This is a genomic window from Sphingomonas sp. NIC1 (genome assembly GCF_001638925.1).
Taxonomy (GTDB): domain Bacteria; phylum Pseudomonadota; class Alphaproteobacteria; order Sphingomonadales; family Sphingomonadaceae; genus Sphingomonas; species Sphingomonas aquatilis.
In genome coordinates this window covers 1,719,213-1,745,918 of sequence record NZ_CP015521.1, presented here as the reverse complement: position 1 = coordinate 1,745,918, position 26,706 = coordinate 1,719,213, and the positions used below count along the sequence as shown (strand labels likewise).

The following is a 26,706-nucleotide window of genomic DNA, read 5'->3' as shown; positions in this document are numbered from 1 at the left end:
CCCCACCCACACCGTCACCCCGGACTGGTTCCGGGGTGACGGAGGGATATGGCGTCACGCCCCCGCCACCCTACATACACCATGATGGACCTCCCCCAGCCGCTGACCGACTGGTTCGCCTCCCGCGGCTGGCACCCCCGCCGCCACCAGCTCGACATGCTGCGCGAGGCCCGCGCCGGCCGCCACGCGCTGCTCGTCGCCACCACCGGCGCCGGCAAGACGCTTGCCGGCTTCCTCCCCACGCTCGCCGAGCTGATCGAGCAGCCGACGGAAGGCCTCCACACCCTCTACGTCTCGCCGCTGAAAGCGCTCGCGGTCGACATCCAGCGCAACCTCGTCACGCCGCTCGACGAAATGGGCGTCGATATCCGCGTCGAAACCCGCACCGGCGACACCCCCAGCGACCGCAAGGCGCGCCAGCGGGTGAAGCCGCCGCAGATCCTGCTCACCACGCCCGAATCGCTGTCGCTGCTGCTCAGCTACCCGGACAGCATGACGATGTTCGCCGGCCTGAAGACGATCGTGGTCGACGAAGTCCACGCCTTCGCGACGGGCAAGCGCGGCGACCTCCTCGCGCTCTGCATGGCGCGCCTCCAACGGATCAGCCCTGCCTTACGCCGCGTCGCCCTCTCTGCCACGATCGCCGACCCCGACGGCTATCGCGCCTGGCTCGCCCCCGACGGCGACATCGGTGAGGTAGCGCTAGTCCAAGGCGAGGCCGGCGCCGATCCCGACATCACCATCCTGCTCCCCGAAGACCGCGTCCCCTGGTCCGGCCACTCGGGCCGCTATGCCGCGCAACAGGTGATGGCGGAGATCGAGACGCACGACACCTCGATCATCTTCTGCAACACGCGCAGCCTCGCCGAACTGATCTTCCAGGATCTGTGGAAGGTGAACACCGACAGCCTGCCGATCGGCGTCCACCACGGCAGCCTCGCACTCGAAGCGCGCCGCAAGGTCGAAGGTGCGATGGCATCGGGCCGCCTCCGCGCATTGGTCGCCACCGCCAGCCTCGACCTCGGCGTCGACTGGGGCAATGTCGATTGCGTCATCCAGATGGGCGCGCCGAAGGGCTCCAGCCGCCTGCTCCAGCGCCTCGGCCGCTCCAACCACCGCCTCGACGAAGCCTCGCAAGGCATCCTCGTCCCCGGCAACCGCTTCGAATATCTCGAAGCCCGCGCCGCGCTCGACGCGGTGGAGGCGGGCGAACTCGACCCCGACATCTTCCGCCCCGGCGCGCTCGACGTCCTCGCCCAGCATGTCATGGCGCTCGCCTGCGCCGCGCCATTCGACCAGGCCGCGCTGCTCGACGAAATCCGCTCCGCCCTCCCCTATTCGGCGCTCGACGACGCAACGTTCGACCGCGTGCTCCACTTCATCAGCGACGGCGGCTACAGCCTGAAAGCCTACGATCGCTTCAAGCGGCTGACGCAGGACCCCGACGGCCTGTGGCGCGTAAGCCACCCCAGGTTCGTGACCCAACACCGCCTCAACGCCGGCATCATCGTCGAGGCGACGATGCTCAACGTCCGCTTCAAGAACGGCCGCCACCTCGGCAAGGTCGAGGAAGGCTTCGCCGCGCAGCTCAGCCCCGGCGACACCTTCTTCTTCGCCGGCCTCAGCTGCGAAGTGCAGAGCATCGACACCGAAGACCTCATCGTCCGCGCCTCCAGCAAGCCAGCGCGTATCCCCACCTACGGCGGCAGCCGCATGCCGCTGTCGACCAACCTCGCCACCCGCGTCCGCCACTTCCTCGCCGAACCGGAGCAATGGCATCGCTTCCCGCCCGACGTACGCGACTGGCTGGAATTCCAGGCGAAACGCTCCGCCCTCCCCCGCCCCGGCCAGCTGCTCGTCGAAACCTTCCCGCGTGAAGGCCGGCATTACATGGTCGCCTACAGCTTCGAAGGGTGGAACGCACACCAGTCCTTGGGCATGCTCGTCACCCGCCGCATGGAGGCGGAGGGGCTGAAACCCTTGGGCTTCGTCGCCAACGACTATGCGCTGGCCTGCTACGGCCTCGAGAAGATCACCGACCCCGCCGCGCTGTTCAGCCCCGACATCCTCGAACACGAATTCGTCGACTGGGTGCAGCAGAGCCACCTGCTCAAACGCGCCTTCCGCGAGGTCGCGGTCATCGGCGGCCTCGTCGAGCGCCAGCACCCCGGCAAGCGCAAGACCGGCCGCCAGGTGACGTTCTCGACGGACCTCATCTACGACGTGCTGCGTAAATACGAACCCACGCACCTGCTCCTGCAAGCCGCCTGGGACGACGCCCGCGCCCGCATGACCGACGTCGGCCGCCTGGCGCACCTGCTCGACCGCGCCGCCGACACGATGCTCCACGTCGACCTCGACCGCATCACCCCGCTCGCCGTGCCGGTCCTCACCCTAATCGGCCGCGAAAAGATCTCGACCGGCGCCGCCGACGACGCGCTGCTGATCGAGGCGGAAGCCCTGGCGGCGGAAGCGATGCGGATCGATTGAGGGGGCGGGGACACGGGAATGTCTTCTTCGCCCCATAGCAGACAGCGTGTCGGCATGGCATCACGCTAAAAAGGGGGGCGAATGGCTCTGACGTGGGGCACTTTGATCGTCGGTGCGGCAGTAATTTTTGGGCTGCCGCTCGCGACTTTTTGGCTGAATGTGCGCAGGCGAAACGCAGGATGGTGGCTGCTTACAGCGGTAATTAGCTTGCTGATCGTCGGAAACGCTGCCGAGAAGGTGATGACGGGCAGTTCGCCGTTTTTCTGATAATGTCCGCTTCCCCCCAATCTCGGACATTCCACTGCCGCTCACGTCTTGCCGAGCAGCCGCAAAACCTTCCGTCATTCCCGCGAAGGCGGGAATCCAGACTGGCAAGCCCATCGGTTCCATCGATACGTCAGAGGTTATGGATTCCCGCCTTCGCGGGAATGACGAGGGTGCATAGCCCCCTCTGTCCTACACGCCACAAATCTGGCAAAGGGCCCGCATGACCCATGCCCGCCGCACCCCGCCCCTCACCCGGCGGGCCCGTCGCGGAGGGCGTTTTCGACACTTACGTACCGTCCACTTCGTCCACTTCCGCGGTGCCGAATCGGCCCGCGCAGCTGCCCGAGACTGCCTGTGACCTCCCCCCGCCGCACCTTCGCGATCATCTCCCACCCCGACGCGGGCAAGACGACGCTCACCGAAAAACTGCTCTATTTCGGCGGCGCCATCCACTTGGCCGGCGAAGTGAAGGCTCGTGGCCAGAACCGCCGCGCGCGGTCGGACTGGATGAAGATCGAGCAGCAGCGTGGCATCTCGGTAACGTCATCCGTGATGACCTTCGAACGCGACGGCATCACCTTCAACCTGCTCGACACGCCGGGCCACGAAGACTTCAGCGAAGACACCTATCGCACGCTGACCGCGGTCGATTCCGCCGTCATGGTCATCGACGCCGCCAAGGGCATCGAGCCGCAGACGCGCAAATTGTTCGAGGTGTGCCGCCTGCGCTCGGTGCCGATCATCACCTTCGTCAACAAGGTCGATCGCGAAGGCCGCCCGGTCTTCGAACTGCTCGACGAGATCGCCGACATGCTGGCATTGGACGTGTGCCCGATGAGCTGGCCGGTCGGCATGGGCGGCGAGTTCGAGGGCGTGCTCGACCTCACCACCAACACGATCAGCCGCCCCGAAGGCGACAGCCGCGCCTTCCTCGGCAAGACCGAAGCCGACCCCACGCTGTCCGACCGCTGGGCGGAAGAGATCGAACTCGCCCAGGCCGGCTATGCCGAATTCGACGGCGAGGCGTATCGCAACGGCGACCTGACGCCGGTTTATTTCGGCTCCGCGCTCAAGGACTTCGGCGTCGCCGAACTGATCGGCGCGCTCGCCGAACACGCGCCCCCGCCGCGCGCACAGCCTGCCGAACCTGCGCCCGTCGCACCGGACAACGACGAAGTCACCGGCTTCGTCTTCAAGGTGCAGGCGAACATGGACCCCAACCACCGCGACCGCATCGCCTTCATGCGGCTGTGTTCGGGCACCTTCAAACGCGGCATGAAGCTGACCCCCACCGGCCACGGCAAGCCGATCGCGGTCCATTCGCCGATCCTGTTCTTCGCACAGAATCGCGAAGTCGCCGACGAGGCCTTCCCCGGCGACATCATCGGCATCCCCAACCACGGCACGCTGCGCGTGGGCGATACCTTGTCCGAACGCGCCGACGTCCGCTTCACCGGCCTGCCCAATTTCGCGCCCGAAATCCTGCGCCGCGTCCAGCTGAAGGACCCGACCAAGACCAAGCAGCTCCGCAAGGCATTGGACGACATGGCCGAAGAGGGCGTGACGCAGGTCTTCTACCCCGAAATCGGCAGCAACTGGATCATCGGCGTCGTCGGCCAGCTCCAGCTGGAAGTGCTGCTCAGCCGCCTGGAGGTGGAATACAAGGTCGCCGCGGGCCTGGAACCCGCCCCCTTCGAAACCGCGCGCTGGGTATCGGCGCAGGACCCCGCCGACCTCAAGGCGTTCACCGACCTCAACCGATCGGCGATGGCCAAGGACCGCGACGGCAACCCCGTCTTCCTCGCCAAAAGCGCCTGGGAAGTCGGCTACATCGCCGACCGCTATTCCAAGGTAAGATTCGCGGCAACGCGCGAACGCTAACCTCCCTCTCCGTCATCCCGGCGAACGCCGGGATGACGAAAGGGGTGTTGGACCGGCGCCGCGCTAAACCACTGGCACAGCAGGACGATTCGGCTGTGCCTGTCCTACAAGGCGCACATGCGCCACACCCCTCCCCGTCATTCCCGCGAAGGCAGGAATCCAGACGCGCTGACGGCGGCGATGGAGCCGCGACGTCAGAGGTTATGGCTTCCCGCCTTCGCGGGAATGACGGACATGGCTCTTTCTCACCCCACCCAGTCACGCCGCAGCGGCTTCACCGCACACAGCATCAACCCCGCCGCGACGACATAAAACCCCAGCGCATAGACCGTCGCATAGCGTAGCGCGTCCGCTCCGTACGCCGCGGTCATCGCGTCCGACACGCGCCCCATGATCGTCGATCCCAGCCCCAGCCCGATCAGATTGTTGATCAGCAGGAAGCTGGCCGAGGCGGTCGCGCGCATCGGCGGCGGCACCAGATGCTGGACCGCGGTCGTCACCGGCCCCAGCCACAGGATGTTGAGCCCGTTGGGGATCAGGAACAGGAACCAGGACAGCGCCGGCGATCCGCTCATCAGCCCTGCGGCATAGAGCGGCACGGTGATCGCCCAAGCCACCGCGGGCAGCTTGGCATAGACGCCGCGATCGCGCCCGCCCATCCGATCGGCCAGCCACCCGCCTGCGAACACTCCGATCGTGCCGCCGATCAGCAGCAGCGACCCGATATATTGCGACGCGGTCAGCAGGCTGAACCCGAATGACCGGATCAGGACGGACGGCACCCAGAAGGCGAGGCCATAGCCGCACAGCGAACTGAACGCCGCGGCAAAGCTCAGCAGCCAGAAACTCGGCTTGGCGGCCAGGATGCCGAACACCGTCCACACCGACGTACGCTCGGTCGCCGCGACGGGATCGAACGCCCCGCGCGCAGGCTCGCGCACCACCAGGCGGAAGATCGGCGCGATGACGACGCCCGCCAGCCCGACGACGATGAACGCCCAGCGCCAATCGACATGCGCCGCCAATATCCCGCCCAGCAGCGCCCCCGCGGCCAGCCCGATCGGGATGCCCAACGAATAGATCGACAGCGCCCGCCCGCGCTGATGCGGCGGGAAATAATCCGAAATCATCGCGTAGGACGGCGCGACGCCCCCCGCCTCCCCCACGCCGACGCCGAGGCGGAACGCGAAGAACTGCCAGAAACCGGTCGCGAACCCGCACAGCGCGGTAAAGCCGCTCCACACCGCCAGGCTGATCGTGATCACCCAGCTGCGGCTCGTCCGGTCGGCGACCAGCGCCAGCGGGATGGCGAGCGTCGAATAGAGCAACGCGAACGCCGCCCCACCCAGCAGCCCCAGCTGCGTGTCGGTCAGCTTCAGGTCCGCCTTGATCGGCGCCGCCAGGATGCCGAGGATCTGCCGGTCGAGGAAGTTGAACGTGTAGACGACCAGCAGCATCGCCAGCACGAGCGCACGGTAGCGGGGGGTGGGTGTCATGGCATACATAGGTATTCCCGCGCGCTAGCCCCGCCCAGCCGTCACCCCGGACTCGTTCCGGGGTCCACTCTGCGGCGAGGGGGGAGGCCGGAGCCTCTTGCCGTCCCCATGCGGCCCGGTGGACCCCGGAACAAGTCCGGGGTGACGGAGGGACAGGGCAAACCTTAGAACTTCGCCCCGACGCTCACGAACACCTGCCGCGGATTGCCGTAGAAGGCCGTCGCGACGCCCTCCTTGCCCAGCGTCGGGAAGGGCTTGCCGGCCGCATCCGGGATCGGCGTCCCCGCAATGTCCGACCGGATATACTGATACCCGCTGGTCTTATAGCGCACGTCGGTCAGGTTCTTGCCGTACACGCCGATCGTGTACCGCCGCCCCTCGCCGAACGCATAGGTCAGCCCCGCATCCAGCAACGTATAGCCCGGCTGGTCGAGGAACGGGCTCGCCGTCTCGAACTGGTGCGTCAGGCTGCGATACGACACGGTCGAATTGGCGGTGAGGAGGCCATCGCCAAGCGGCACATTGCCGGTCAGCGTGCCGCTCGCCGTCCAGTCGGGCGTGTTCTGGAACACGCGGACATTGGCGACATCGACTCCGGTCGGGCCGATGAAGGTGCGGTAGCGGGCGTGGATATACCCCACCGCCCCGTTGAGCGCCACGGACGACCCGATCCCGGCGAAGTCGCGCGCCAGCACCGCAGTGCTTTCCAGCTCGATGCCCTTGATCCGCGCCTTGGCCGCGTTGGTGGTGATGCCGCAGAAGCTCTGCACCCCGTTCTGCAAACAGCCGACCGAACCGGGCACCTGCACATCGGTGTAATCGGCATAGAAGCCCGCCAGCGCCCAGGTCAGCCGTCGGTCGAACGCCGCGCCCTTGTATCCCGCCTCGTAACTCGTGACGCTTTCCGGCTTGAACAACAGGTAGTTGTAGATGTCCTGATACGTCCGCCCCGCCGCCGGATTGCTGATCGGCGCCGACGTGCCCGACCCGCGTGGATCAAAACCGCCGCCCTTGAAGCCTTCCGAATAGGAGGCATAGAGCAGGTGATCGGGCGCCGGCTTGAAGCTCAGCGACACGCGCGGCGTGAAGCGTTTGAAATTGGCGATGCCGCGAAAATTCGTCGCCGGAGCGCCGAATGGGGTTGGCGTGCCGCCGAACTCGCTGGTCAGGCCGATGTAATTGGCCTTGAAGACAAAGGCGTTGCGCTGGTCCCACGTGTAGCGGCCGCCGACCGACAGGCTGAACTGCGGCGTGAAATCATAGGTGAAGTCGCCATAAATCGACGACGTCTCGGTCCGCACGTCGCCCGCGGTATAGGCGTCGAACCCCGGCAGCGTCGTCGACAGCAGCACCCCGAACCCGGTCGCCGCTTTCGCGCCGAGGTAATAATAGCCGACCAGACCGTTCAGCTTTTCGGACGCATAGAGCAGCTGGAATTCCTGGCTGGTCTGCTCGTTGCGATAGACCGCGGGCACGTCGACGTCAGTCGCGGGCAACGAATCGAAGTCGATCGGCGTGAAGCTCGTGTCCTTGCGCCACGCGCTGATGCTCCGCAGCGTCAGGTGATCGGTCAGCTGCGCATTCGCGGTCATCGACAGGCCGCCCGCCTGAATGTCCTGCTTGGGAAAGTTCAGCCCGGCGCGCGTGTCGAACACGTTGGCCAGCACCGGCGCACCCGACAGAAGGCCCGGGATCAACCGGTGGCCGTTGCGCGGATTGCTCAGGTCGTGGGTGTAGTCGCCGGTGATCCGCACGAACAGCCGCGTATCCGGGCTTTCGAACTCGATCGTACCGCGACCCGCCCAGATGTCCTTATTGTAATTGTCGATATTCAGGTTGGTGTTGCGTCCGAAGCCACCCCGGCTCAGCCGTGCACCGGCCACGCCGACCTTGAACATGTCGCCAATCGGCGTCGACAGCGCGACGATGCCATCCGCCTGATCGAACGACCCGTAATTCGCCTTCACGCGCAGCTCAGTCTCGTTCGGCAGCCGCTTGGTGACATATTTCACTGCGCCACCAATTGTGTTGCGGCCATAAAGCGTCCCCTGGGGGCCGCGTAGCACCTCGATCCGGTCGACGTCGTAGATATCGAGCACCGCCGCCTGCGGCCGGTTGAGATAGACGTCGTCCAGATAGATGCCGATGCCCGCCTCGAACCCCGGCACCGGATCCTGCTGGCCGACACCGCGGATGAAGGCCGCAAGCGTCGAGTTGGAGCCGCGTGCCGTCTTCAGCGTGGTGTTGGGGGTGACATTCTGGATGTCGGTCAGGTCGACCGCACCGATCTTGTCGAGCTTGTCCGCGCTGAACGCGGTGACAGCGATCGGTACGCTTTGCAGCGTTTCGGACCGGCGGCGCGCGGTGACGACGATGTCCCCATTGTCTTGCGGAGGCGTCGCACTGGTATCGGGCGAGGTTTCGGCGGCGGCGCTCTGCGGGGCGTCGGCCGGGGCCGTTTGCGCCATCGCGGGCGTCGCCAGCAGCGCCGCGGCACTCGCGCCGAGCTTGAGGATCGTGGATGCACGCCGGTTCATAGCTTTCCCCTCCTGATCGGCGCCTGCCCGGTAGACCCGGCTTGTACGCCCTCTTGCACCCGCTATACTGAAACCTGAACCGGGTTTCAACTTCGGTCTTTGGGGGAGGAACGATTATGACCGAAGCAGCGGCAGCAGCGGCCGACAGCGCCGACTCACCCACCACGGCCAAGACGCCGCGGACGGCGCGTGGACGACGGACGCTGCGCGCGCTGCTCGATGCGGCGGCGGTGGAGTTTGGCGAGCGCGGGTTTCACGATGCGTCGATCAGCGGCATCACGCGTCGCGCCGGCATCGCACTCGGCAGCTTCTACACCTATTTCGATTCGAAGGACGCGGTGTTCCGTGCGCTCGTCACCGACATGTCGGCGCAGGTCCGCGATCATGTCGCTCCTGCGGTTCGCGCCGCGCCGGACGGACTGGCGGCGGAACGAGCAGGGCTTGCCGAATTCATCGGCTTCGTCCGCGACCACAAGGAAATCTATCGCATCATCGACGAAGCCGAATTCGTCGACTCGGATAGTTTCCGCGCCCACTACGCCTCCACGGCGGAACGAATCGAAGCGCGGTTACGCGCCGCGGCGGCGCGGGGGGAGGTGCGGGGGGATGTGGATGATGTTCACGCCTGGGCGATCATGGGAATGAACGTCTTTTTAGGCTTGCGGTACGGCGTGTGGAGCGAGGATCGCGACATTGCCGCGGTGGCGGACCAGGCCGCATCGCTGCTGCGCGATGGCCTGTTCCCCAAACGCCCAGCCATCACCGAGGTTTGAGCACATCGTCCTGCCGCAACGCATCGGCGATGCGGTTGCGGATCGCGAGCAGCATGGCGGTCAGGTCCGCCTGTTCGTCGGCGGGCGCTGGCGGCGGCGCGCGATCCGCATCGGCGAGGAGTTGCTGGACGCCGCGGATCGTATAGCCCTGCCGGTTGAGCAGCGTATCGATGCGGCGGACCAGCGCGACGTCCTCTGGCCGGTAATAGCGCCGGTTGCCCGCGCGCGTGACGGGCCTGAGCTGGGGAAAGCGCGTTTCCCAATAGCGCAGGATATGGTGGGCGAGGCCGGTTTCCGCCGATACCTCGCCGATCGTTCGAAACGCTCCACGCGCCTTGTCGGTGCGGGAGACCATCCGGGTCAGCTGGCCGCGACGATGCGGTCGCGCATCATCTGGCTGGCGCGGAAGGTGAGAACCCGCCGCGGTGCGATCGGCACCTCGACCCCCGTCTTGGGGTTGCGGCCGATCCGTTCGCCCTTGTCACGCAGCACGAAGGTGCCGAACCCCGAAATCTTGACGTTCTCGCCGCGCGACAGCGCCTCGCACATCTCGCCGAGAACCTGTTCCACCAAGCGCGCCGAGTCCGATCGCGCCAGTCCCACCTGACGATGCAGGGCTTCGGCCAGATCCGCTCGCGTCAACGTGCCCACCGGTGTCATCAACACGTTTCCCACTCCACTCTGTCAAAACAGCCCCTTGGAGGGAGCTACACCAGCACAGACATGTCCGAAAGTGACTTTGTTACACGGCGTGGAAACGCTTGCACGAAAAACTACTCAAAATGGCGGATTACATCCGCAGGACCGCGGCCCCCCACGTGAAGCCGCCGCCCATGGCCTCCAATACCACAATCTGGCCCGGTTGGATGCGCCCATCGCGCGTCGCCGTGTCGAGCGCCAGCGGCACCGACGCGGCGGAGGTGTTGGCGTGGCGATCGACGGTCACGACGACCTTCTCCGCCGGGAGGCCGAGCTTGCGGCTGGTCGCCTCCAGAATGCGGGCATTGGCCTGATGCGGCACGACCCAATCGACCGCCGACGGCGTCAGGCCGGCGATGTCCAGCGACTCCTGCAGCACCGACGCCAGATTGACGACGGCATGGCGGAACACCTCGCGGCCCTTCATGCGCAGCTTGCCGACGGTGCCCGTGGTCGACGGACCGCCATCGACATAGAGCAATTCGTTGTGGCGCCCATCGGCGTGCAGACGCGTGGCGAGGATGCCGCGACCGCCCTCGGCCTCGCTCTCCTGCCCCTCGAGCACGATCGCGCCGGCGCCGTCGCCGAACAGCACGGCGGTGGTGCGATCTTCCCAGTCGAGGATGCGGCTGAACGTTTCGGCCCCGATCACCAGCGCGCGGCGATGGACGCCGGTGCGCAGCATCGAATCGGCGACCTGCACCGCATAGAGGAAGCCCGAACACACCGCCGCAACGTCGAAGGCGACGCAATCGTCGATGCCGAGCATCGCCTGCACCTTGGTCGCGGTCGCCGGGAAGGTCTGGTCGGGGGTCGCGGTAGCGAGGACGATCAGGTCGATATCCTGCGCGGTGATCCCCGCCGATTCGAGCGCGGCGCGGCAGGCCGCTGCGGCGAGTGTCGAGGTCGTTTCGTGCGGGCCGGCGATGTGGCGGAAGCGGATGCCGGTCCGCTCGACGATCCATTCGTCGCTGGTGTCGAGTCGCTCCGCCAGATCGGCGTTCGACACACGCTGTTCCGGAAGGGCCGAACCCGTACCGAGAACGACCGAGCGGATCATGCGTGGACTGCCTTTTTCTCGAAATTGCCGAGGTCGTCGGCGATGCGGCGCGTGAGGTCGGCGCGCACCATCTTGGCGGCATTACCGATCGCGGTGGCGACGCCGCGTTCGTTGGCGCTGCCGTGGCTCTTCACGACGATGCCGTTGAGCCCGAGGAAGACCGCGCCATTGTGATTGTTGGGATCGAGGTGGTCGCGCAGCAGCTCGGTCGCCGGACGCGAGATCAGGAAGCCGACCTTCGAGCGGACCGAGCTACGGAACGCGCGCTTGAGCAGATCGGCGACGAAGCGCGCCGTCCCTTCGGCGGTCTTGAGCGCAATATTGCCGGCGAAACCGTCGCAGACGATGACGTCGTGGTTGCCGCGGGCGAGCTGGTTGCCTTCGACGAAGCCGGTGAAGGTCAGCGGCAAATGCGTCTGGCCGCGCAGCACGGCGGCGGCGTCGCGAATCTCGTCGGTGCCCTTCTGGTCTTCGCTGCCGATGTTGAGCAGCGCGACGCGGGGGCTGTCGAGATCGAGGATGGTGCGCGCATAGGCGGCACCCATCACCGCGAACTGGACGAGATTGCGCGCATCCACCTCGGTATTCGCACCGAGATCGAGCATCACGACGTCATTGTCGCCCAGCGTCGGCAGCGGCGCGGCGAGCGCGGGGCGATCGATGCCCGGCAGCGTGCGCAGCGCAAGCTTCGCCATCGCCATCAGCGCGCCGGTGTTGCCCGACGACACGGCGGCGCCGGCGCGACCCTGTTTCACCAGATCGATGGCGATGCCCATCGACGTGGTCTTGGACCGGCGGATCGCCTGGCTCGGCTTGTCGCTCGACCCCACGGTTTCGGGGGCGTGGACGATCTCGCTGGCATGGGCGAGGTTGGGATGGGCCTTCAGCCCCTCCGCCACCTTCGCCTCGTCACCCACCAGGAAGAAGCGCATGCCCTCGAACCGGCGGCGTGCCGCGGCGACGCCAGCCAGCATGACCGCCAGCCCCTCGTCGCCGCCCATCGCATCGACGGCGATCCAGGAAGTGTCGGGCATGGTTGCGCGTGTATCCAGTGGGTAAAGAGGGCGTTAGCCCTCGACCGAGACGATCTCGCGACCGTTATAATGGCCGCAGGCGGTGCACAGGTTGTGCGGACGCTTCAGTTCGCCGCAGTTCGGGCACTCCTGGAACGCCGCGACGCTGAGCGAGTCGTGGCCACGGCGCATGCCGCGCTTCGAGGGAGAGGTCTTTCGCTTGGGGACGGCCATTTCGGCACCTTGTTCTAAAATCGACGTACGAAATCAGATGCCCCGTACGGCACGATCCAGCCATCGGCAAGGCGCCGACCGCCGGACGCCACCGAGAACCGGACGCATCGCGAAGCGCGGGCCTATAGCGAATTTCCGCGCTGTTGCAAGCTTGGCGGGCGCAAGGCATCACGGCGCGGCCCGCCCGAGGAGACTTACGCCGATGCTGCTGCCCGTCACGCTCACCGTCGCCGCCGCCGCCGGAATCGGCAATGTCGTGCTGGCGATGCGAATCGTGCAGCTGCGGCTGAAGGGCAAAGTGCTGATCGGCGATGGCGGCAACGAGCGGCTGCTCGCCCGCACCCGCGCCCAGGCCAATTTCGTCGAATATACGCCGTTCGTGCTGATCCTGATGGCGTTGATCGAGGCGGCAGGCGGATCGCCGCGCTGGCTGGCGATCACCGGCGGCCTGTTCGTCGCGGGCCGCATCGCCCACGCCCTCGGCATGGACCGCCCCGCCCCCAACCCCTGGCGGGCGGGCGGCGCATTGCTGACCTGGGTGATCCTGGTCGGCCTCGCGCTGTGGGGCATGACGATCGCCTACACCTACGAGGCCGCGCCGGTGATGGAGGTCGTGCCGGTCGACGGTGCGCCGACCGTCTGATTCGCAAGGGCGCCGGGGCGATTCGGGGCCGCGGAAGTGGACGAAGTGGACGGTACGTAATCGTCGGAAACGCACCCCCGCGAACCGCCCGGAGGGGCGGGTGGCGAGCGGGCGGGGATTGCGCATGGCGTGGGTATACACGAGCCGGGGCGTGTAGGACAGCGGCGGCATGACGCTTGCGGTGCGGCGCCGTTCGCAAGAGCGTTGGCGGTCAGGAGGGTGCAGTTCGCCTCATGACGGGATGATTGGGCCTGAGCGCGCAAGGCGCGGCGCCTGCTTTCCTGAAAACGATGGTGTTCTGAGAATGCTGGTGCTTGAGGTATCTCAGATTAAAGATTGCCATGGCCCACGCGCTCGGGACATAGGGTGACGATGAGGTTGTTGAAGGAGGCAGCGTCGTTGATCGTTCGTCAGGCTACTATCAATGATCTAGACGCATTGGTTCCGTTGTTCGACGCCTACCGACAGTTCTATAAACAAGCTTCCGATCCTGATGGCGCACGAGCATTTCTGAAAGATCGTTTTGAGCACCAACAATCGGTAGTCTTCGTTGCTTGCGATGTAGATCAAGCAGTCGGCTTCACTCAGCTATTCCCATCATTCTCGTCGACGAGAATGGCGCGGACGTTCATTCTTAATGACCTATTTGTGTCCCCCGCTGCTCGCCGCACCGGGGCAGGTCGAGCGCTGCTGAATGCAGCTTGCGAATATGGCCGAGCGGTCGGGGCGTCGCGGATGTCGCTTTCGACTGCTGTGGCTAATGTTGTTGCACAATCAGTGTATGAAGAAGCAGGCTGGACCCGCGATACGGAATTCCAAGCCTATGCCATCAGCCTGATTTAGAGACTAATCGACACTCTTGCCGCGTTCCCGAAAACGAACCTCCAACGGGAAGCAGACTACGCCCATCGCGCTGACGGAGACCTGCAGGGTCTGCATTCCCGAAATCCGTACCCGATTGCGCTTTCCCGAAACGTCTGATCGGAGACGGAAAAACGGGGACGATCACGCTTCGGGAACGACCGATATGTAGGAAGGCTCCCTCCAGGGCGAAAAGTGGCGAGAAGCCGACGTTCAGTCGCGCCGAGCGATCTCGGCTTCCAGCCAATGGACTCGTTTTTCCCACAGCTTTTTCATTTTAGCGGACGGGGCGATGCTCCCACGGACGCGCGACCGCTCAAGCTCCGCCTGAAGCCCCCCGAGACTGAGGCGCTCCAGTTCGTCGTCGCGGTGAGGAACGGCTGATCGCTTTCCCATTGCCTCCCTCTTTCGTCATTCGCGAATGACCCCAAGTGAGGGACCTCAGCGAAATCAACGTCTTACGCCCTTGTGGCACGGTGGATGCCGGAACACGTCCAGCATGACGAAGGGACTTTCGCAGAGGTCACGCACGTGCGGAAGCGAACGATGCCCTCAGTGCCGACAGCCTCGCCGCTCCCCTACGCCGCCAGTGCCCGATCGCTGACGAACATGTTGTTCGCCCGCTCATGGGCGAACGTACTCGGGTTGCCGTGGCCGGGGATGAAGGTGGTGTCGTCGCCCAGGGGCCAGAGCTTGGTGACGATCGTTTCGATCAATTGCTTGTGGTTGCCGCCGGGCATGTCGCTGCGGCCGACCGAGCCTTGGAACAGCACGTCGCCGACCTGCGCGAATTTCGAGGGCGCGTGGTGGAAGATCACATGGCCCTGGGTGTGGCCGGGGGTTTCGTAGACGTCCAGCTGCAAGTTGCCGACGCTCACCGTGTCGCCTTCGACCAGCCAGCGGTCGGGTTCGAAGGTGACGCCGGCCATGCCGTAATTCTTGCCGTCGTCGTCGAGGCGGGCGAGCCAGAAGCGATCGGCCTCGTGCGGGCCTTCGATCGGCACGTTCAGCTCGTCGGCGAGCGGCTTGGCCTCGCCTGCGTGGTCGATATGGCCGTGGGTGAGCAGGATCTTTTCGACCGTGACGCCCGCCTGCGCGACCGCGGCCTTGATGCGGGGCAGGTCGCCACCCGGATCGACGATCGCCGCCTTCATCGTCTGGGTACACCAGATCAGCGTGCAATTCTGCTGGAAGGGCGTCACCTGAATGATCGCGGCGCGTAGGGGGGGCGTATCGGTCATGCCCAAAGAGATAGGCGCGTGGGGCTGGGGCGGCAATCGTCGCTTGCACCCGGCGGCATCGCCTGTGCATTTGGACCGGGATGATCGCTGCGCCCTTCGTATTGCTGGATGATGCCCGGGACGGGGGGGCAGGTGCGCGGCTCTATACCGATCCGGTCGAGATCGTCGCCGCGGCGACGCAGGCGGAGGTGCTGCCGGCGCTGGCGCGGCTGCGTGGCGCGCGACGGCGGGGGCTGCATGCGGCGGGCTATCTGACCTATGAGGCGGGGGCGGCGCTGGCGTCGCGCGCGGTGCCGGTACGCGAGGGCGACGGGCCGTTGCTGTGGTTCGGGCTGTTCGAGGGGTATCGTGCGCTCGACGCGGATGCGGTCGCGGAACTGTTGCCCGATCCGGCCGGCGCCTGGGCGAGCGCGCCGCAGCCGCGGGGTGACCGCGAGGCCTATGATGCCGCCTTTGCCGCGGTGACGGCGTTGATCCGGGCGGGCGATATCTATCAGGCGAACCTGACGATCCGTACCGACGTGGCGATCGCGGGCGATCCGGCGGCGCTGTATGCGCGGCTGCGGCGCGAGGCGGCGGCGGGTCATGGTGCGCTGGTGGCGACCGGCGAGCGCCACCTGCTGTCGCTGTCGCCCGAATTGTTCTTCACGCTGGAGGGCGATGCGCTCACGTGCCGGCCGATGAAGGGGACGGCGGTGCGGGGGGAGACGCCGGGCGAGGATGCGGCGCTGGCGGATGCGCTTGCCGGCGATCCCAAGCAGCGCGCTGAAAATCTGATGATCGTCGACCTGATGCGCAACGACCTTTCGCGCGTGGCGCAGGCGGGCAGCGTCGCGGTGCCGGAACTGTTCCGGGTGGAGCATTATCCGACGGTGCATCAGATGACGTCGACCGTCACCGCGACGCTGGCGGACGGGGCGGATGCGGTGGACGTGCTGACGGCGCTGTTCCCGTGCGGGTCGATCACCGGCGCGCCCAAGCAGCGCAGTATGGAGGTGATCGCCGCGGTCGAGCCCGAGGCGCGCGGCATCTATACCGGTGCGATCGGGCGGATCGATCCGCACGGCGATGCGGCGTTCAACGTGGCGATCCGCACGTTGGCGGTGCCGGCGGGGGCCGAGATGGCGACGCTGGGTCTGGGATCGGGCGTGGTCGCCGACAGCCGGGTGGACGAGGAATATGCGGAATGCCTCGCCAAGGGCGCGTTCGTGACGCGCGGGCAGGCGCCGCTCGACCTGATCGAGACCATGGCGTTCGATCCCGATGAGGGTTTGCCGCTGCTGGAGGCGCATCTTGCCCGGCTGACCGCGAGCGCCAGGGCGCTGGGCTTCCGCTTCGACCGGCATGGGACGCGCAACGATCTGCAGGCGGCGACCTTTCGGTTGCGGACCCCTGCGCGGGTGCGGCTGCTGCTGGCGCAGAGCGGGGCGACCGCGATCGAGGTGGCGGCGATGCCTGCGCCCTTCGCGGCGCCGCTGCGGGTGGCGGTGGTGCTGCTGCCGGTCAATCCGAGCGATTTCCGCTTGCGGCACAAGACGAGCGATCGCGGCTTCTACGACGCGGCGCGGGCCGCGGCGGGCACGGACGAGGTGGTGTTCGTGCGCCCCGACGGGCTGCTGACCGAAGGCAGCTTCACCTCGCTGTTCATCGGCGACGGCGACGGACCGCTGCGCACGCCGCCCTTGGCGCTCGGCCTGCTGCCGGGCGTGCTGCGGTCAGGATTGATCGATTCGGGGCGGGCGGTGGAGGCGAATGTGTCGCCAGAAGACCTCAGCGGGCAATTTTTCGTCGGAAACGCGCTGCGCGGGCTGATGCCGGCGGTTGTTGCGATTGCGAAAAGCGAGGCCTTGCGTCTATAGGCGCGCGCAGTCCTTCCGCCATCCAAGGCCCGTCCCATGAAGCCCTCCGCCGCACTCGGCCGCATCAGCCCCTCGCCCACGCTCGCCATCACCAGCCGCGTGCTCGAGCTGAAGCGCGCGGGCGTCGACGTGATCGGCCTGGGCGCGGGCGAACCGGATTTCGACACGCCGGAGTTCGTCAAGGACGCGGCGATCCAGGCGATCCGCGACGGCAAGACGAAATACACCAACGTCGACGGCACGATCGAGCTGAAGCAGGCGATCGTCGCCAAGTTCGCACGCGACAATAACCTCACCTACACGCCCGATCAGGTGACGGTGAACGTCGGCGGCAAGCACACGCTGTTCAACGCGATCGTCGCCAGCGTCGATCCGGGCGACGAGGTGGTGATCCCCGCGCCATACTGGGTGAGCTATCCCGACGTCGTCCAGTTCGCTGGCGGTACGCCGGTGTTCGCGGTCGCCGGGCCGGAACAGGATTACAAGCTGTCGCCGGAGGCGCTGGAAGCGGCGATCACGCCCCGGACCAAGTGGGTCATCCTCAATTCGCCGTCCAACCCGACGGGCGCGGCGTACACCGTCGACGAACTGAAGGCGCTGGGCGCGGTGCTGGCCCGGCACCCGCATGTGTGGATCTTCGCCGACGATATGTACGAGCATATCGTCTATGACGGCTTCCGCTTCGCGACGATCGCCGAAGTGTGCCCGGAGCTGTACGAGCGCACGCTGACCGTTAACGGCTGTTCGAAGGCCTATGCGATGACCGGCTGGCGGATCGGCTTTGCGGCGGGCGCGCCGTGGCTGATCAAGGCGATGGCGAAGCTGCAATCGCAATCGACCAGCAACCCCTGTTCGATCGCGCAGGCGGCGGCGGTGGCGGCACTGACCGGCCCGCAGGATTTCCTCAAGGAGCGCGCTGCGGCGTTCCAGACGCGGCGCGACCTGGTGGTCGGCATGCTCAACCAGATCGAGGGCATGACCTGCCCGACGCCGGAAGGCGCATTCTACGTCTATCCGTCGTTCGCGCCGCTGATCGGCAAGACCACGCCGAACGGCCGCAAGATCGAGACGGACGAGGATTTCGTCGGCTATCTGCTCGACGATGCAAAGGTCGCGGCGGTGCAGGGCGCGGCGTTCGGTCTGTCGCCGGCGATGCGGATCAGCTACGCGACGTCGGACGATCTGCTGCGTGAGGCGTGCACCCGCATCCAGCAGGCGTGCGCGGATCTGCGCTGAGGGGCGGCTCGTTCCAACATTCACCGTCACCCCGGCCTTGAGCCGGGGTCCCGCTTCATTGGCTGTGGCAAGTAAGAAGCGGGACCCCGGATCAAGTCCGGGGTGACGGGTGGCTTTTGGCGGATAACTCCATCCGTATCGGCCGCAAATCCTGACGGGTGATGAACGGAGCGGCCACGCCGCGTTAATCCAGCGTTTCTATAAACGCGCTTGAGAGTGGCGGTCCGGACGACCATCTGGGCCGCTGAAACCGGGCAAGACGACGCACGTCGTCGCCCCAACGAACGACAAGACAAAGGTGCGTTATGCGCAACATGTTCAACAGCCGCTTCTTCTGGAAGTTCCTCGGCGGGTTCGCGATCGGCGCGATCGGCGTCGTGACGCTGCAGCCGGCGAGCGCGCAGCATGCGCAGCCGATCCCGGCCGCGTCGCCGATCGTGCAGGCGCAGTAAGCCTCACCGGGCGATACGAATGCGCCGGACCGCTCAAGCCCCTGGCTCTGGACGGACGCGGTTTCCTCACCATATCAGCGTCATGCTGAAAGTTCTGCTGCCCGGCGCCGCTCTGGCGGGCGCCCTGTTCGCCTCCACCGGCTTTGCCGCCGCTGAACGCGCGGTGCCGCTGCCCGCCGCCAAGATCGATGTCCCCGCCACCACGGCCACGCAGACCGCTGTGTTCGCGGGCGGCTGTTTCTGGGGCATGGAGGCGGTGTTCGAGCGGGTGAAGGGCGTCAAGAGCGTCACCGCCGGCTATGCGGGCGGCAGCCGCGCGACCGCCACCTACGATCAGGTCTCGACCGAGCGCACCGGCCATGCCGAGGCGATTCGCGTGACCTATGATCCGCGTGTCGTCAGCTATGCGACTTTGCTGCGCGTCTATTTCTCCATCGCGCATGATCCGACCGAGTTGAACCGGCAGGGTCCGGATACGGGGCCGAGCTATCGCTCTGCCATCTTCCCGCAGGACGCGCGGCAGGCCGCGGTGGCGCGCGCCTATATCGCGCAGCTGGGGGCGGCGAAGAGCTTCCCCAAGCCGATCGTGACACGGATCGAACAGGGCGCGTTCTTCCCGGCGGAGGACTATCACCAGCGCTTCTACGACCGGAACCCGATGCATCCTTATATCGTGCGCTGGGACAAGCCGAAGGTCGCGGCGTTCAAGGCGGGGTTTCCGGCGCTGGCGCGATAGGGGGTAGCGCGACGTTTCCGCCTCCCCCTCCCGTCATTCCCGCGGAGGCCGGGATCCATGGTTTTGGCGTGGCTGGTGATGTGCGCCACGTTGCCCGCATCGTGTCCGTGGATCCCGGCGTTCGCCGGGATGACGGGGCGTGTGCGTCAAGCCGCGATGGGGAAGCGGAGGAGGCGTTGTTCGACGGGCACCAGTGCCTCGGCGCCCTGCCCCACGGCCTTGACCAGCGCGGGGTGATCGACGTCGAGGCCGCCGGTCAGCGCGCCGAAGGCGGGGAGCACGATCTTGCGCGGCGTCGCGACGAAGCAGCGGCGCGCGACCTGCTTGCCGCGGACGTGGAGGCGCAGCTTGGGGTGAAAATGGCCCGACAGTTCCGGGCGAGTGTCGTGCGGATCGGCTTCGTGGCGCAGGACCAGGCCGTCGACCGTCGATTCGTCCAGCACCGTGCCGCCGCAGCGATCCTTCAGCCCGGAATCGTGATTGCCGGTGATCCACGTCCAGCGCAGCCCCTCGGTCAGCGCGCGCAGGCGTAACTGCGCCTCGGCGGGGAGCCGGTCGCAGCCATCGCTGTCGTGGAAGCTGTCACCCAGGCACCAGAGTTCCTTCGCCCCCGTCGCCGTCACGATCCGCGCGAGATCGGCCAGCGTCGCGAGCGAATCATAGGGCGGCAGCATCTGGCCGCGGGCGGCGAACCAGCTCGCCTTTTCGAAATGCAGGTCCGCAACGAGCAGCGCGGAACGTGCCGGCCACCACAAGGCGCCATCCGGCAACGCGCACAGGGTCTGACCGCCGAACGAAAAGGGAACCATGGCCCGCCCATGCCTGCAAACCCCTACCCGATCAAGCCGTTACCCTGCCCTTACCCAAAGCCTCTTGCGCGGCAGACAAATCGGCGTAAAGCGCGCCGTCCTCCCGCGCCGGGGGATTGAACAGGGGTAAAAGCGCGCCATGTCGGCTGCCGTCGAAGCACCCGCTTCCGAATCCACGGGCGCGCATTCCGCGTCGGCCCATCCCGCGCTGATCGGCCTGACCGTCGGTGCGCTGGGCGTCGTGTTCGGCGATATCGGCACCAGTCCGCTCTACGCCTTTCGCGAGGCGCTGCAGCAATCGGCGGGCGACGGGATCGATCCGTCCGAAATCCTCGGCGTGCTCAGCCTGGCGCTGTGGACGCTGACGCTGATCGTCACGGTCAAATACGTCTTGTTCCTGATGCGTGCCGACAATCACGGCGAAGGCGGCGTGCTGGCGCTGGCGGCGCTGGCGCGCAAGTCGATCGGCGTGCGCAGCCGCATCGCGCTGGTGCTGGGCGCGGCGGGCGCGTCGCTGTTCTACGGCGATGCGATCATCACGCCGTCGCTGTCGGTGCTGTCGGCGATGGAGGGGCTGCGCACCATCCCCAGCGCGGCCACATTCTTCGACGAAGGCACGATCCGCGCGCTGACGATCGTGATCCTGATCGCGCTGTTCTTCCTGCAATCGAAGGGCACGGCGCGGGTCGCGTCGCTGTTCGGGCCGGTGTGCATCGTCTGGTTCCTGACGATCGGCGGGCTGGGCGCGTGGCATATCGCCGACGAGCTGTCGATCTTTCGCGTGCTGCTGCCGACCTATGGCATCCAGTTCCTCAGCACCCACGGCACGGTGGGGTTGTTCGTGCTGGGCGCGGTGTTCCTGACGGTGACGGGCGCCGAAGCGCTGACCGCGGACATGGGGCATTTCGGCAAGAAGCCGATCCGCATCGCGTGGCTGCTGCTCGTCTTCCCGGCGCTGACGCTCAACTATCTGGGCCAGGGTGCCTTTGCCCTCTCGCGCCTCGAGGCCGCCGCCGCTGCGGGCAAGCCGTTCACCAATCAGGACTGGTTCTTCCTGATGGCGCCCGAATCGATGCGCGGGCCGCTGATCGTGCTGGCGGGCTTCGCCACGGTGATCGCGAGCCAGGCGGTGATCACCGGCGCCTTTTCGCTGACGCAGCAGGCGGTGCAGCTGGGGCTGTTGCCGCGGATGAAGCTGCGGCAGACGTCGGCGTCGTTCGTCGGGCAGATCTACGTCCCCGCGATCAACTGGCTGCTGATGATCGGCGTGCTGGTGCTGATCATCCAGTTCAAGACATCCTCGGCGATGGCGGCAGCATACGGCATTGCGGTGACGGGGACGATGGTGGTGACGACGCTGCTCGGCTACCTCGTCGCGCGGCACGTGTGGCACTGGAACCGGGTGTGGGCGCTGGCGGCGGTGCTGCCGTTCCTGTGCCTGGACCTCATCTTCTTCGGCGCGAACATCCTGCGCGTGATCGAGGGCGGCTGGGTGCCGCTGGTCATCGCGGCATCGATCGGCCTGCTGATCTACACCTGGGTGCGCGGCAAGGGCATCGTGCGCGCGTTCGAGGCGCGGCAGAGCATCCCGCTCGCCGACCTGGCCGCCGCGCTCGCCAAGCGGCCGCCCGAACGCGTGCCGGGCACGGCGGTGTTCCTCACCGCCAATCCGCGATCGGCGCCGGGCGCGCTGCTTCACAATCTCAAGCACAACAAGGTGCTGCACGAGCGCAACCTGGTGGTCAGCATCCGTACGACGGACCGCCCGGTCGTGGAGCCGGAGATGCGCGCGACCGTCGAGCGGCTGGACGACAATTTCGAGATCGTCGTGCTCAATTACGGCTTCATGGAATCGCCGAACGTGCCCGCCGACCTGGGCGTCGGCGGCAAGACCGAGATGCGCAGCCTGGATGCGATGAAGACCAGCTTCTTCATCGGCCGCAACACGCTAAAGCCCGAAGCGGACGTCGGCATGCCGCTGTGGCAGGATCGCATCTTCATGTTCATGCAGCGCAATGCGAGCGATCCGACCGACTTCCTGAAGATTCCGCCGGGCAAGGTGCTGGAGCTGGGCGAACAGGTGACGGTGTAGGGGCGCGGGACGTTACGACACCATCGTCGTCCGTCAGTGCGAGCGAAGATGACCTGCGACGTCACTCGCCTCAGGCGAGCAGCGTCACCTGCATCGCGATGCGTTTGTCGCCGCCGGCCGGCACGTCGAACACGCCGGGCTTGTCACGGAAGTCGCCGGTGAAGCCTTCGGGATCGGCGATGCCGTGCCAGGGCTCGACGCAGACATAGGCGGCGCCGGGCTTGGTCCAGATGCCGAGCATCGGCGTGTCGGGGAAGGCGATGCGCAATTGCGGGCCTTGCGGAGCGCCATAGGTCACCGCGTCGGAGCGGACATTATCCCACACGAGCGCGTCGTCGGTGAACAGGTCGTCGCGCAACGTCAGCGTACGGCCGTCGAGCGGTGACGGGCGCGTGCCCGCGGCGATCGTGCCGTCGGCGGCGATGACGCGCAGGACGTCGGGCTCGTCGGCGTCGAAGACGATGCGATGGGCGGCGCGGTCCTGCCCATAGGGTAGCGGCCAGGCGAAGGCGGGGTGGAAGCCGAAGCTTGCCGGCATGGGCTCGGTTGCGGGGTTGTGGATGCGTGCCTCGACGTGGAGCGTCGCATCCCGAAGCGTGAAGGTGATTTCGAGCCGGAAGGCGAAGGGATAAGAGGCACGCGTCTCGGCACTGTCGGTCAGCGCGAAGGTGACGCTGGCGTCGGACTGCGCGACCGTGTCGAAGAGGGCGTGGCGGGCGAAGCCATGCTTGGCCATCGGATAGGATGTGCCGTCGAGCCGGATCGCCTTTTCGTACGTCATGCCGATCACCGGGAACAGGATCGGCGCGTGGCCGGTCCAGAAGGCCGGGTCCGCGTTGGTCATCAGCTCGCGGCCCTCGGCGTCGCGCAGGTGCGTCAGCTCGGCGCCGAACGGGTTGATCGCGGCGGTCAATGCGCCGGAGCGGATGGTGACGAGGTCGGTCATGGGCTCCAGCTGTGCGTCAGGTGTGGGGCGGCGGCAAGGGTCGTGGACATTCCTGGTAGTGCGTCATTGCGAGCGCAGCGACGCAATCCAGGGCGCCCTGGTCCGGCTCTGGATTGCTTCGCTGCGCTCGCAATGACGGATTCCAGGTTGGCAGCCTCTGCTCACCGTGACGCGGTTTGCAACCACGCCTCGTTGGCGGTCGCCGTTTCGCTTTGCATCGCGGCGGCGTCGGCGTTGGTGGGCAGCGTCCAGCCCTCTGCGGCCGACGCGTCCGTCACCAGCACTGGCGTGCCGCGGCTGGTGATCGCGAACAGCTTCTTGGCGAAATCGGTCGGCACGCGGATGCAGCCGTGCGAGGCGGGGAAGCCCGGGTTCATACCGGCGTGGATCGCGACGCCGTCCCAGGTCAGGCGCTGCATGAACGGCATCGGCGCGCTGTCGTACAGGTTGCTCTTATGCTTTTCCGACTTCTGCAGGATCGGGAAGACGCCGACCGGCGTCTCCTTGCCATCCTTGCCCGTCGAGACGGTGGATGCGCCGATCAGCATCGTGCCGCGATAGACATAGGCCTTCTGATCCGGAATCGAGACGACGATGCTGACCGGTTCGCTGCTGCCGCTGTCGTTCCACAGGAAGCGATTGGGGGCGAGCGACGTGACTTCCGGGGCCAGGGCATCGCTGGCCGCCGCCGCAAATGCGGGGGTTGGAAGCGCCATTACCAGCGCCGCCGCGGTCATTGCCGAAAACCATCGTGTCGATCGCTGTGCCATATCGATTCGCCCTTGACTTTCGTTTGCCTTTCGCGGGTCTCAACGCGCGATATCGCGGCTGGTGCCATGGCCAAATCGGATCAATCGAGCCCAACCCGCGCCGAAGCGTGCAACCGCAACGCCGACTTGGGGCTGGGACCCGCAGAATATTAAGTCCGAAGCTGCTATATGATGTTTCGCGGGCAAGAACCGGGGCATTACGGAAATTCGATGCAAAATCAGAATGATGGCGCGCGCGATCGTCGTGCGCTGCTGAAGAACGGATTGGTGCTGGCAACGACGCTGGCGATGCCGGGAACGGTCTCCGCCGCGACCCGCCGCCTGAGCCAGGCCGATTTGCGGCCGGTCAGCGAACCGCCGTTGCCGGCCCCGCGCCCGCGCATGTTCGCGCAAGCCATCACCTCGCCGCGCGTCGTGCGCCCCGATCTGATGCGCCAGGCGATGGCCGCGCTGAACCAGCATGGCCGCCGCATCCCGCGCCGCGACCGGATCGCGATCGCCGACATGGCGGCGTCCTCGTCGGAGCCGCGCTTCCACCTCGTCGACCTGGTGTCGGGCAAGAGCCAGTCGTTCCTGGTCGCGCACGGCAGCGGATCGGACCCGGCGCACACCGGCTATCTGAAGCGCTTTTCGAACGAGCCCAATTCCAACGCTACTTCGCAGGGCGCGTTCGTGACCGACGATTATTATGTCGGCAAGCATGGCCGCTCGCAGCGGCTGATCGGGCTCGACGCCACCAACGACAATGCGCTGGCGCGCGCGATCGTGGTGCATTCGGCCTGGTATGCGAACAAGGACATGCTGCGCACGCACGGCATGCTCGGCCGCAGCCAGGGCTGTTTCGCGGTCGGCGAAAGCGACCTGTCGCAGGTGTTCGCGCAATTGGGCCAGGGCCGGATGATCTTTTCGGCGAAGGTATAACGCCGGTCAGCGTTCGCTGAGCAGCGCCAGCGTCTTGGGATCGCGCTGGCCGTCGTAGAAGCGCTCCAGCGCCGCTTCGAACGGGGCCGGATCGTCGGCGATCGCGGCGAACAGCGTCATCGACGAACGCAGCTTCATCGCGTCGATGCTGCCGAATATCTCTTCTGCGCCGCCCGGCGCTGCGATCGCCGCCTGCGTCATCGCGATCAGCCGCCCGCCGAGCAACTGGTGCGCCAGATACGCGCGCGCTTCGTCGGCATCACGGATCGCATAGGTTCGCGCCATCGCGCTGCTGCCTAAACCGGCGATCTGCGGGAAGACGAACCACATCCAATGGCTGGTCTTGCGGCCGGCATGCAACTCGGCAAGCGCTTGATTCCAAACGCCTTCCTGTGCGCGGACGAAGCGATCGAGATCGGTGGCGTCGGGCTCGGTCATGCGACAGGCAACCGCCGGGGCCTGTCTTGCGTTCCATGACGATGCGTCCGATCCTTCTCGCCATGGGCCTCGCCCCGATCCTCTGCCTCGCGGCCTGTGGCGGCGCGCGCAAGGCGGAGGCCCCCGACAATGCCGCCGCCGCAGGCTTCGTCCCGCCGCCGACGCAGATGCCCAAGCCGCTGCCCGGCCAGGCGCATGCCGATGCGCTGACCGCCTATGTCGGCAAATATCCGACCGATGCCGTCGATGGCGTCGGCTTCTATGATCGTACCGAAGTGGCGCGCGCGCTGAACGATGCGGTGGGCGACGAACGCATCCGCCGGCGATTCGTCAACCGCGATGCGGTGACCGTGCCGATCTTCCGCACCGCCGATGGCCGCATCGCCGCGCACGGCTGCATGCCGCACGATTGCGGCGATAACGACTGGACGCTGGTGCTGGGCGCCGACGGATCGCGCGCGGAAGCGTGTTACCACGATGCCGACACGATGGGCGACCGCAGCCGCTGGTTCGCCGCAAACAAAGCGCCGGCGATGCGCGCCGGCGATTGCCCGCAGGAGCAAGGCTGATGCTGGAACATATCCCCGCCTGGCTGGGCAAGGCACTGTCCGACGTGCGCGCGGGCGCGGAAAAGCTGGCGATCGCGCGCGGCACGCTGGGCATTGCGATCCCGCGGATCGAGCTGATGAGCCCGGCCTTCGCCGATGGCACGCGGCTGCCCGAACGCTTCACCGCGGACGGCGATGGCGTGTCGCCGCCGCTGGTCTGGGGGCCGCTGCCCGAGGGCACGGCGCATCTCGCCTTACTGGTCGAGGATGCCGACGCACCGGCACCGCAACCGCTGGTCCATGCGGTCGTCTGGGGCATGCCCGCCGACACGGGTCGGCTGGACGAAGGCGCGATCCGCAGCGATGGCGCGGGAACGCCCGAGCGCGACGTCGGCCGGAATTCCTATCTTCGCGAAGGCTGGCTGCCGCCTGACCCGCCGACCGGTCATGGCAGCCATCGCTATGCCTTCCAGCTGTTCGCGCTTGATGCAGGCGTCGGCGATCCGGGCGAAACGCCCGGCCGTACCGCGATGCTGGAGGCGATGGCGGGGCATGTGCTCGCCGCCGGGGTGTTGATCGGCACCTATAGCCGGGGCGAGGATGCGCCGGTCGGGCCGATCGGGGCGGTCGCAACCGCCGGGTAGGTCGTCAGCCGGTCAGCCGATGGTGCCGGTGCTCTGGCTGGCGAGGACGAGAACGGTGGT

26 protein-coding genes are annotated in these 26,706 nt (G+C 66.7%); 14 read left to right on the top strand and 12 right to left on the bottom strand.

Annotation, left to right across the window (positions count from 1 at the left end; genetic code table 11):
• The first annotated feature begins 81 nt into the window (after positions 1 to 81).
• The 3 genes from A7E77_RS08410 to A7E77_RS08405 all read left to right on the top strand — a co-directional run bounded on the left by A7E77_RS08410 (position 82) and on the right by A7E77_RS08405 (position 4,638).
• Positions 82 to 2,490 carry a ligase-associated DNA damage response DEXH box helicase gene (locus A7E77_RS08410; RefSeq protein ID WP_192929954.1) on the top strand — a complete coding sequence of 803 codons (2,409 nt, stop codon included), beginning with the start codon at positions 82 to 84 and terminating at the stop codon, positions 2,488 to 2,490.
• Between the two features lie 81 nt (positions 2,491 to 2,571).
• Positions 2,572 to 2,757 (top strand): hypothetical protein, encoded by a 186-nt coding sequence (locus A7E77_RS17705; RefSeq protein WP_151895469.1) that lies wholly within the window; start codon positions 2,572 to 2,574, stop codon positions 2,755 to 2,757.
• 354 nt (positions 2,758 to 3,111) lie between these two features.
• Positions 3,112 to 4,638, top strand: coding sequence for a peptide chain release factor 3 (locus tag A7E77_RS08405; RefSeq protein ID WP_063687178.1), 1,527 nt, complete (start codon positions 3,112 to 3,114; stop codon positions 4,636 to 4,638).
• A 245-nt stretch (positions 4,639 to 4,883) separates the two neighbouring features.
• Here the strand turns inward: A7E77_RS08405 and A7E77_RS08400 are convergent, their stop codons facing one another.
• Both A7E77_RS08400 and A7E77_RS08395 read right to left on the bottom strand, forming a co-directional pair.
• Positions 4,884 to 6,143, bottom strand: coding sequence for a spinster family MFS transporter (locus tag A7E77_RS08400; RefSeq protein ID WP_063687176.1), 1,260 nt, complete (start codon positions 6,141 to 6,143; stop codon positions 4,884 to 4,886).
• Positions 6,144 to 6,298: 155 nt separating this feature from the next.
• Complete coding sequence (locus tag A7E77_RS08395; RefSeq protein ID WP_063687174.1) at positions 6,299 to 8,671, bottom strand: TonB-dependent receptor; 2,373 nt, start codon at positions 8,669 to 8,671, stop codon at positions 6,299 to 6,301.
• Positions 8,672 to 8,787: 116 nt separating this feature from the next.
• On the opposite strand from A7E77_RS08395, the gene A7E77_RS08390 reads away from it, so the two are divergent.
• A complete protein-coding gene (locus tag A7E77_RS08390) occupies positions 8,788 to 9,444 on the top strand; it encodes a TetR/AcrR family transcriptional regulator (protein WP_063687172.1) in 657 nt (218 codons plus the stop codon).
• On the opposite strand, the gene A7E77_RS08385 is transcribed toward A7E77_RS08390, so the two are convergent.
• The 5 genes from A7E77_RS08385 to rpmF form a co-directional block, all read right to left on the bottom strand.
• Entirely contained in the window at positions 9,431 to 9,799 is a 369-nt protein-coding gene (locus tag A7E77_RS08385; protein WP_063687170.1) for a MerR family transcriptional regulator, read from the bottom strand. The two genes, A7E77_RS08390 and A7E77_RS08385, sit on opposite strands and share 14 nt — an antisense overlap.
• 5 nt (positions 9,800 to 9,804) lie before the next feature.
• The gene (locus tag A7E77_RS08380; protein ID WP_017977284.1) at positions 9,805 to 10,104 is read right to left on the bottom strand and encodes an integration host factor subunit alpha; all 300 of its coding nucleotides are present in this window, start codon (positions 10,102 to 10,104) and stop codon (positions 9,805 to 9,807) included.
• Positions 10,105 to 10,234: 130 nt separating this feature from the next.
• The gene (locus tag A7E77_RS08375; RefSeq protein ID WP_063687168.1) at positions 10,235 to 11,203 is read right to left on the bottom strand and encodes a beta-ketoacyl-ACP synthase III; all 969 of its coding nucleotides are present in this window, start codon (positions 11,201 to 11,203) and stop codon (positions 10,235 to 10,237) included.
• The gene (gene plsX / locus A7E77_RS08370; protein WP_017977282.1) at positions 11,200 to 12,237 is read right to left on the bottom strand and encodes a phosphate acyltransferase PlsX; all 1,038 of its coding nucleotides are present in this window, start codon (positions 12,235 to 12,237) and stop codon (positions 11,200 to 11,202) included. Before plsX ends, A7E77_RS08375 begins: the two co-directional genes overlap by 4 nt.
• Before the next feature lie 33 nt (positions 12,238 to 12,270).
• A complete protein-coding gene (rpmF, locus tag A7E77_RS08365) occupies positions 12,271 to 12,450 on the bottom strand; it encodes a 50S ribosomal protein L32 (protein ID WP_017977281.1) in 180 nt (59 codons plus the stop codon).
• A 202-nt stretch (positions 12,451 to 12,652) separates the two neighbouring features.
• On the opposite strand from rpmF, the gene A7E77_RS08360 reads away from it, so the two are divergent.
• Both A7E77_RS08360 and A7E77_RS17335 read left to right on the top strand, forming a co-directional pair.
• The gene (locus A7E77_RS08360; RefSeq protein ID WP_063687164.1) at positions 12,653 to 13,093 is read left to right on the top strand and encodes an MAPEG family protein; all 441 of its coding nucleotides are present in this window, start codon (positions 12,653 to 12,655) and stop codon (positions 13,091 to 13,093) included.
• Positions 13,094 to 13,465: 372 nt separating this feature from the next.
• Positions 13,466 to 13,936 (top strand): GNAT family N-acetyltransferase, encoded by a 471-nt coding sequence (locus A7E77_RS17335; protein ID WP_078462251.1) that lies wholly within the window; start codon positions 13,466 to 13,468, stop codon positions 13,934 to 13,936.
• A 596-nt stretch (positions 13,937 to 14,532) separates the two neighbouring features.
• Here A7E77_RS17335 and A7E77_RS08355 read toward each other — a convergent pair.
• A complete protein-coding gene (locus tag A7E77_RS08355) occupies positions 14,533 to 15,195 on the bottom strand; it encodes an MBL fold metallo-hydrolase (RefSeq protein WP_017977277.1) in 663 nt (220 codons plus the stop codon).
• 80 nt (positions 15,196 to 15,275) lie between these two features.
• On the opposite strand from A7E77_RS08355, the gene pabB reads away from it, so the two are divergent.
• The 4 genes from pabB (at position 15,276) to msrA (ending at position 19,478) form a co-directional block, all read left to right on the top strand.
• Positions 15,276 to 17,054, top strand: a complete 1,779-nt coding sequence (gene pabB, locus A7E77_RS08350; RefSeq protein ID WP_063687162.1) for an aminodeoxychorismate synthase component I — start codon at positions 15,276 to 15,278, stop codon at positions 17,052 to 17,054.
• Between the two features lie 36 nt (positions 17,055 to 17,090).
• Entirely contained in the window at positions 17,091 to 18,290 is a 1,200-nt protein-coding gene (locus A7E77_RS08345; RefSeq protein ID WP_063687160.1) for a pyridoxal phosphate-dependent aminotransferase, read from the top strand.
• 305 nt (positions 18,291 to 18,595) lie between these two features.
• Positions 18,596 to 18,742, top strand: a complete 147-nt coding sequence (locus tag A7E77_RS17925) for a hypothetical protein (RefSeq protein ID WP_017977274.1) — start codon at positions 18,596 to 18,598, stop codon at positions 18,740 to 18,742.
• 82 nt (positions 18,743 to 18,824) lie between these two features.
• Complete coding sequence (msrA, locus tag A7E77_RS08340) at positions 18,825 to 19,478, top strand: peptide-methionine (S)-S-oxide reductase MsrA (protein ID WP_063687158.1); 654 nt, start codon at positions 18,825 to 18,827, stop codon at positions 19,476 to 19,478.
• Between the two features lie 146 nt (positions 19,479 to 19,624).
• Here the strand turns inward: msrA and pdeM are convergent, their stop codons facing one another.
• The gene (gene pdeM, locus A7E77_RS08335; protein ID WP_413243594.1) at positions 19,625 to 20,233 is read right to left on the bottom strand and encodes a ligase-associated DNA damage response endonuclease PdeM; all 609 of its coding nucleotides are present in this window, start codon (positions 20,231 to 20,233) and stop codon (positions 19,625 to 19,627) included.
• A gap of 193 nt (positions 20,234 to 20,426) precedes the next feature.
• Between pdeM and A7E77_RS08330 the strand changes: the two genes are divergently transcribed.
• Positions 20,427 to 22,379, top strand: a complete 1,953-nt coding sequence (locus tag A7E77_RS08330; RefSeq protein WP_043061294.1) for a potassium transporter Kup — start codon at positions 20,427 to 20,429, stop codon at positions 22,377 to 22,379.
• A 70-nt stretch (positions 22,380 to 22,449) separates the two neighbouring features.
• On the opposite strand, the gene A7E77_RS08325 is transcribed toward A7E77_RS08330, so the two are convergent.
• Complete coding sequence (locus A7E77_RS08325) at positions 22,450 to 23,325, bottom strand: aldose 1-epimerase family protein (RefSeq protein ID WP_063687156.1); 876 nt, start codon at positions 23,323 to 23,325, stop codon at positions 22,450 to 22,452.
• A gap of 161 nt (positions 23,326 to 23,486) precedes the next feature.
• Positions 23,487 to 24,095, bottom strand: coding sequence for a L,D-transpeptidase family protein (locus tag A7E77_RS08320; RefSeq protein WP_063687154.1), 609 nt, complete (start codon positions 24,093 to 24,095; stop codon positions 23,487 to 23,489).
• A gap of 210 nt (positions 24,096 to 24,305) precedes the next feature.
• On the opposite strand from A7E77_RS08320, the gene A7E77_RS08315 reads away from it, so the two are divergent.
• Entirely contained in the window at positions 24,306 to 25,016 is a 711-nt protein-coding gene (locus tag A7E77_RS08315) for a murein L,D-transpeptidase catalytic domain family protein (protein ID WP_017977268.1), read from the top strand.
• A 6-nt stretch (positions 25,017 to 25,022) separates the two neighbouring features.
• On the opposite strand, the gene A7E77_RS08310 is transcribed toward A7E77_RS08315, so the two are convergent.
• A complete protein-coding gene (locus A7E77_RS08310; RefSeq protein ID WP_063687151.1) occupies positions 25,023 to 25,454 on the bottom strand; it encodes a DUF1810 domain-containing protein in 432 nt (143 codons plus the stop codon).
• Positions 25,455 to 25,489: 35 nt separating this feature from the next.
• Between A7E77_RS08310 and A7E77_RS08305 the strand changes: the two genes are divergently transcribed.
• Together A7E77_RS08305 and A7E77_RS08300 are read left to right on the top strand one after the other, a co-directional pair.
• Positions 25,490 to 26,023 carry a hypothetical protein gene (locus A7E77_RS08305; protein WP_043061299.1) on the top strand — a complete coding sequence of 178 codons (534 nt, stop codon included), beginning with the start codon at positions 25,490 to 25,492 and terminating at the stop codon, positions 26,021 to 26,023.
• Positions 26,023 to 26,646, top strand: coding sequence for a YbhB/YbcL family Raf kinase inhibitor-like protein (locus A7E77_RS08300; RefSeq protein ID WP_063687149.1), 624 nt, complete (start codon positions 26,023 to 26,025; stop codon positions 26,644 to 26,646). The genes A7E77_RS08305 and A7E77_RS08300 overlap by 1 nt, the downstream gene beginning before the upstream one ends.
• Positions 26,647 to 26,706 lie beyond the last annotated feature (60 nt).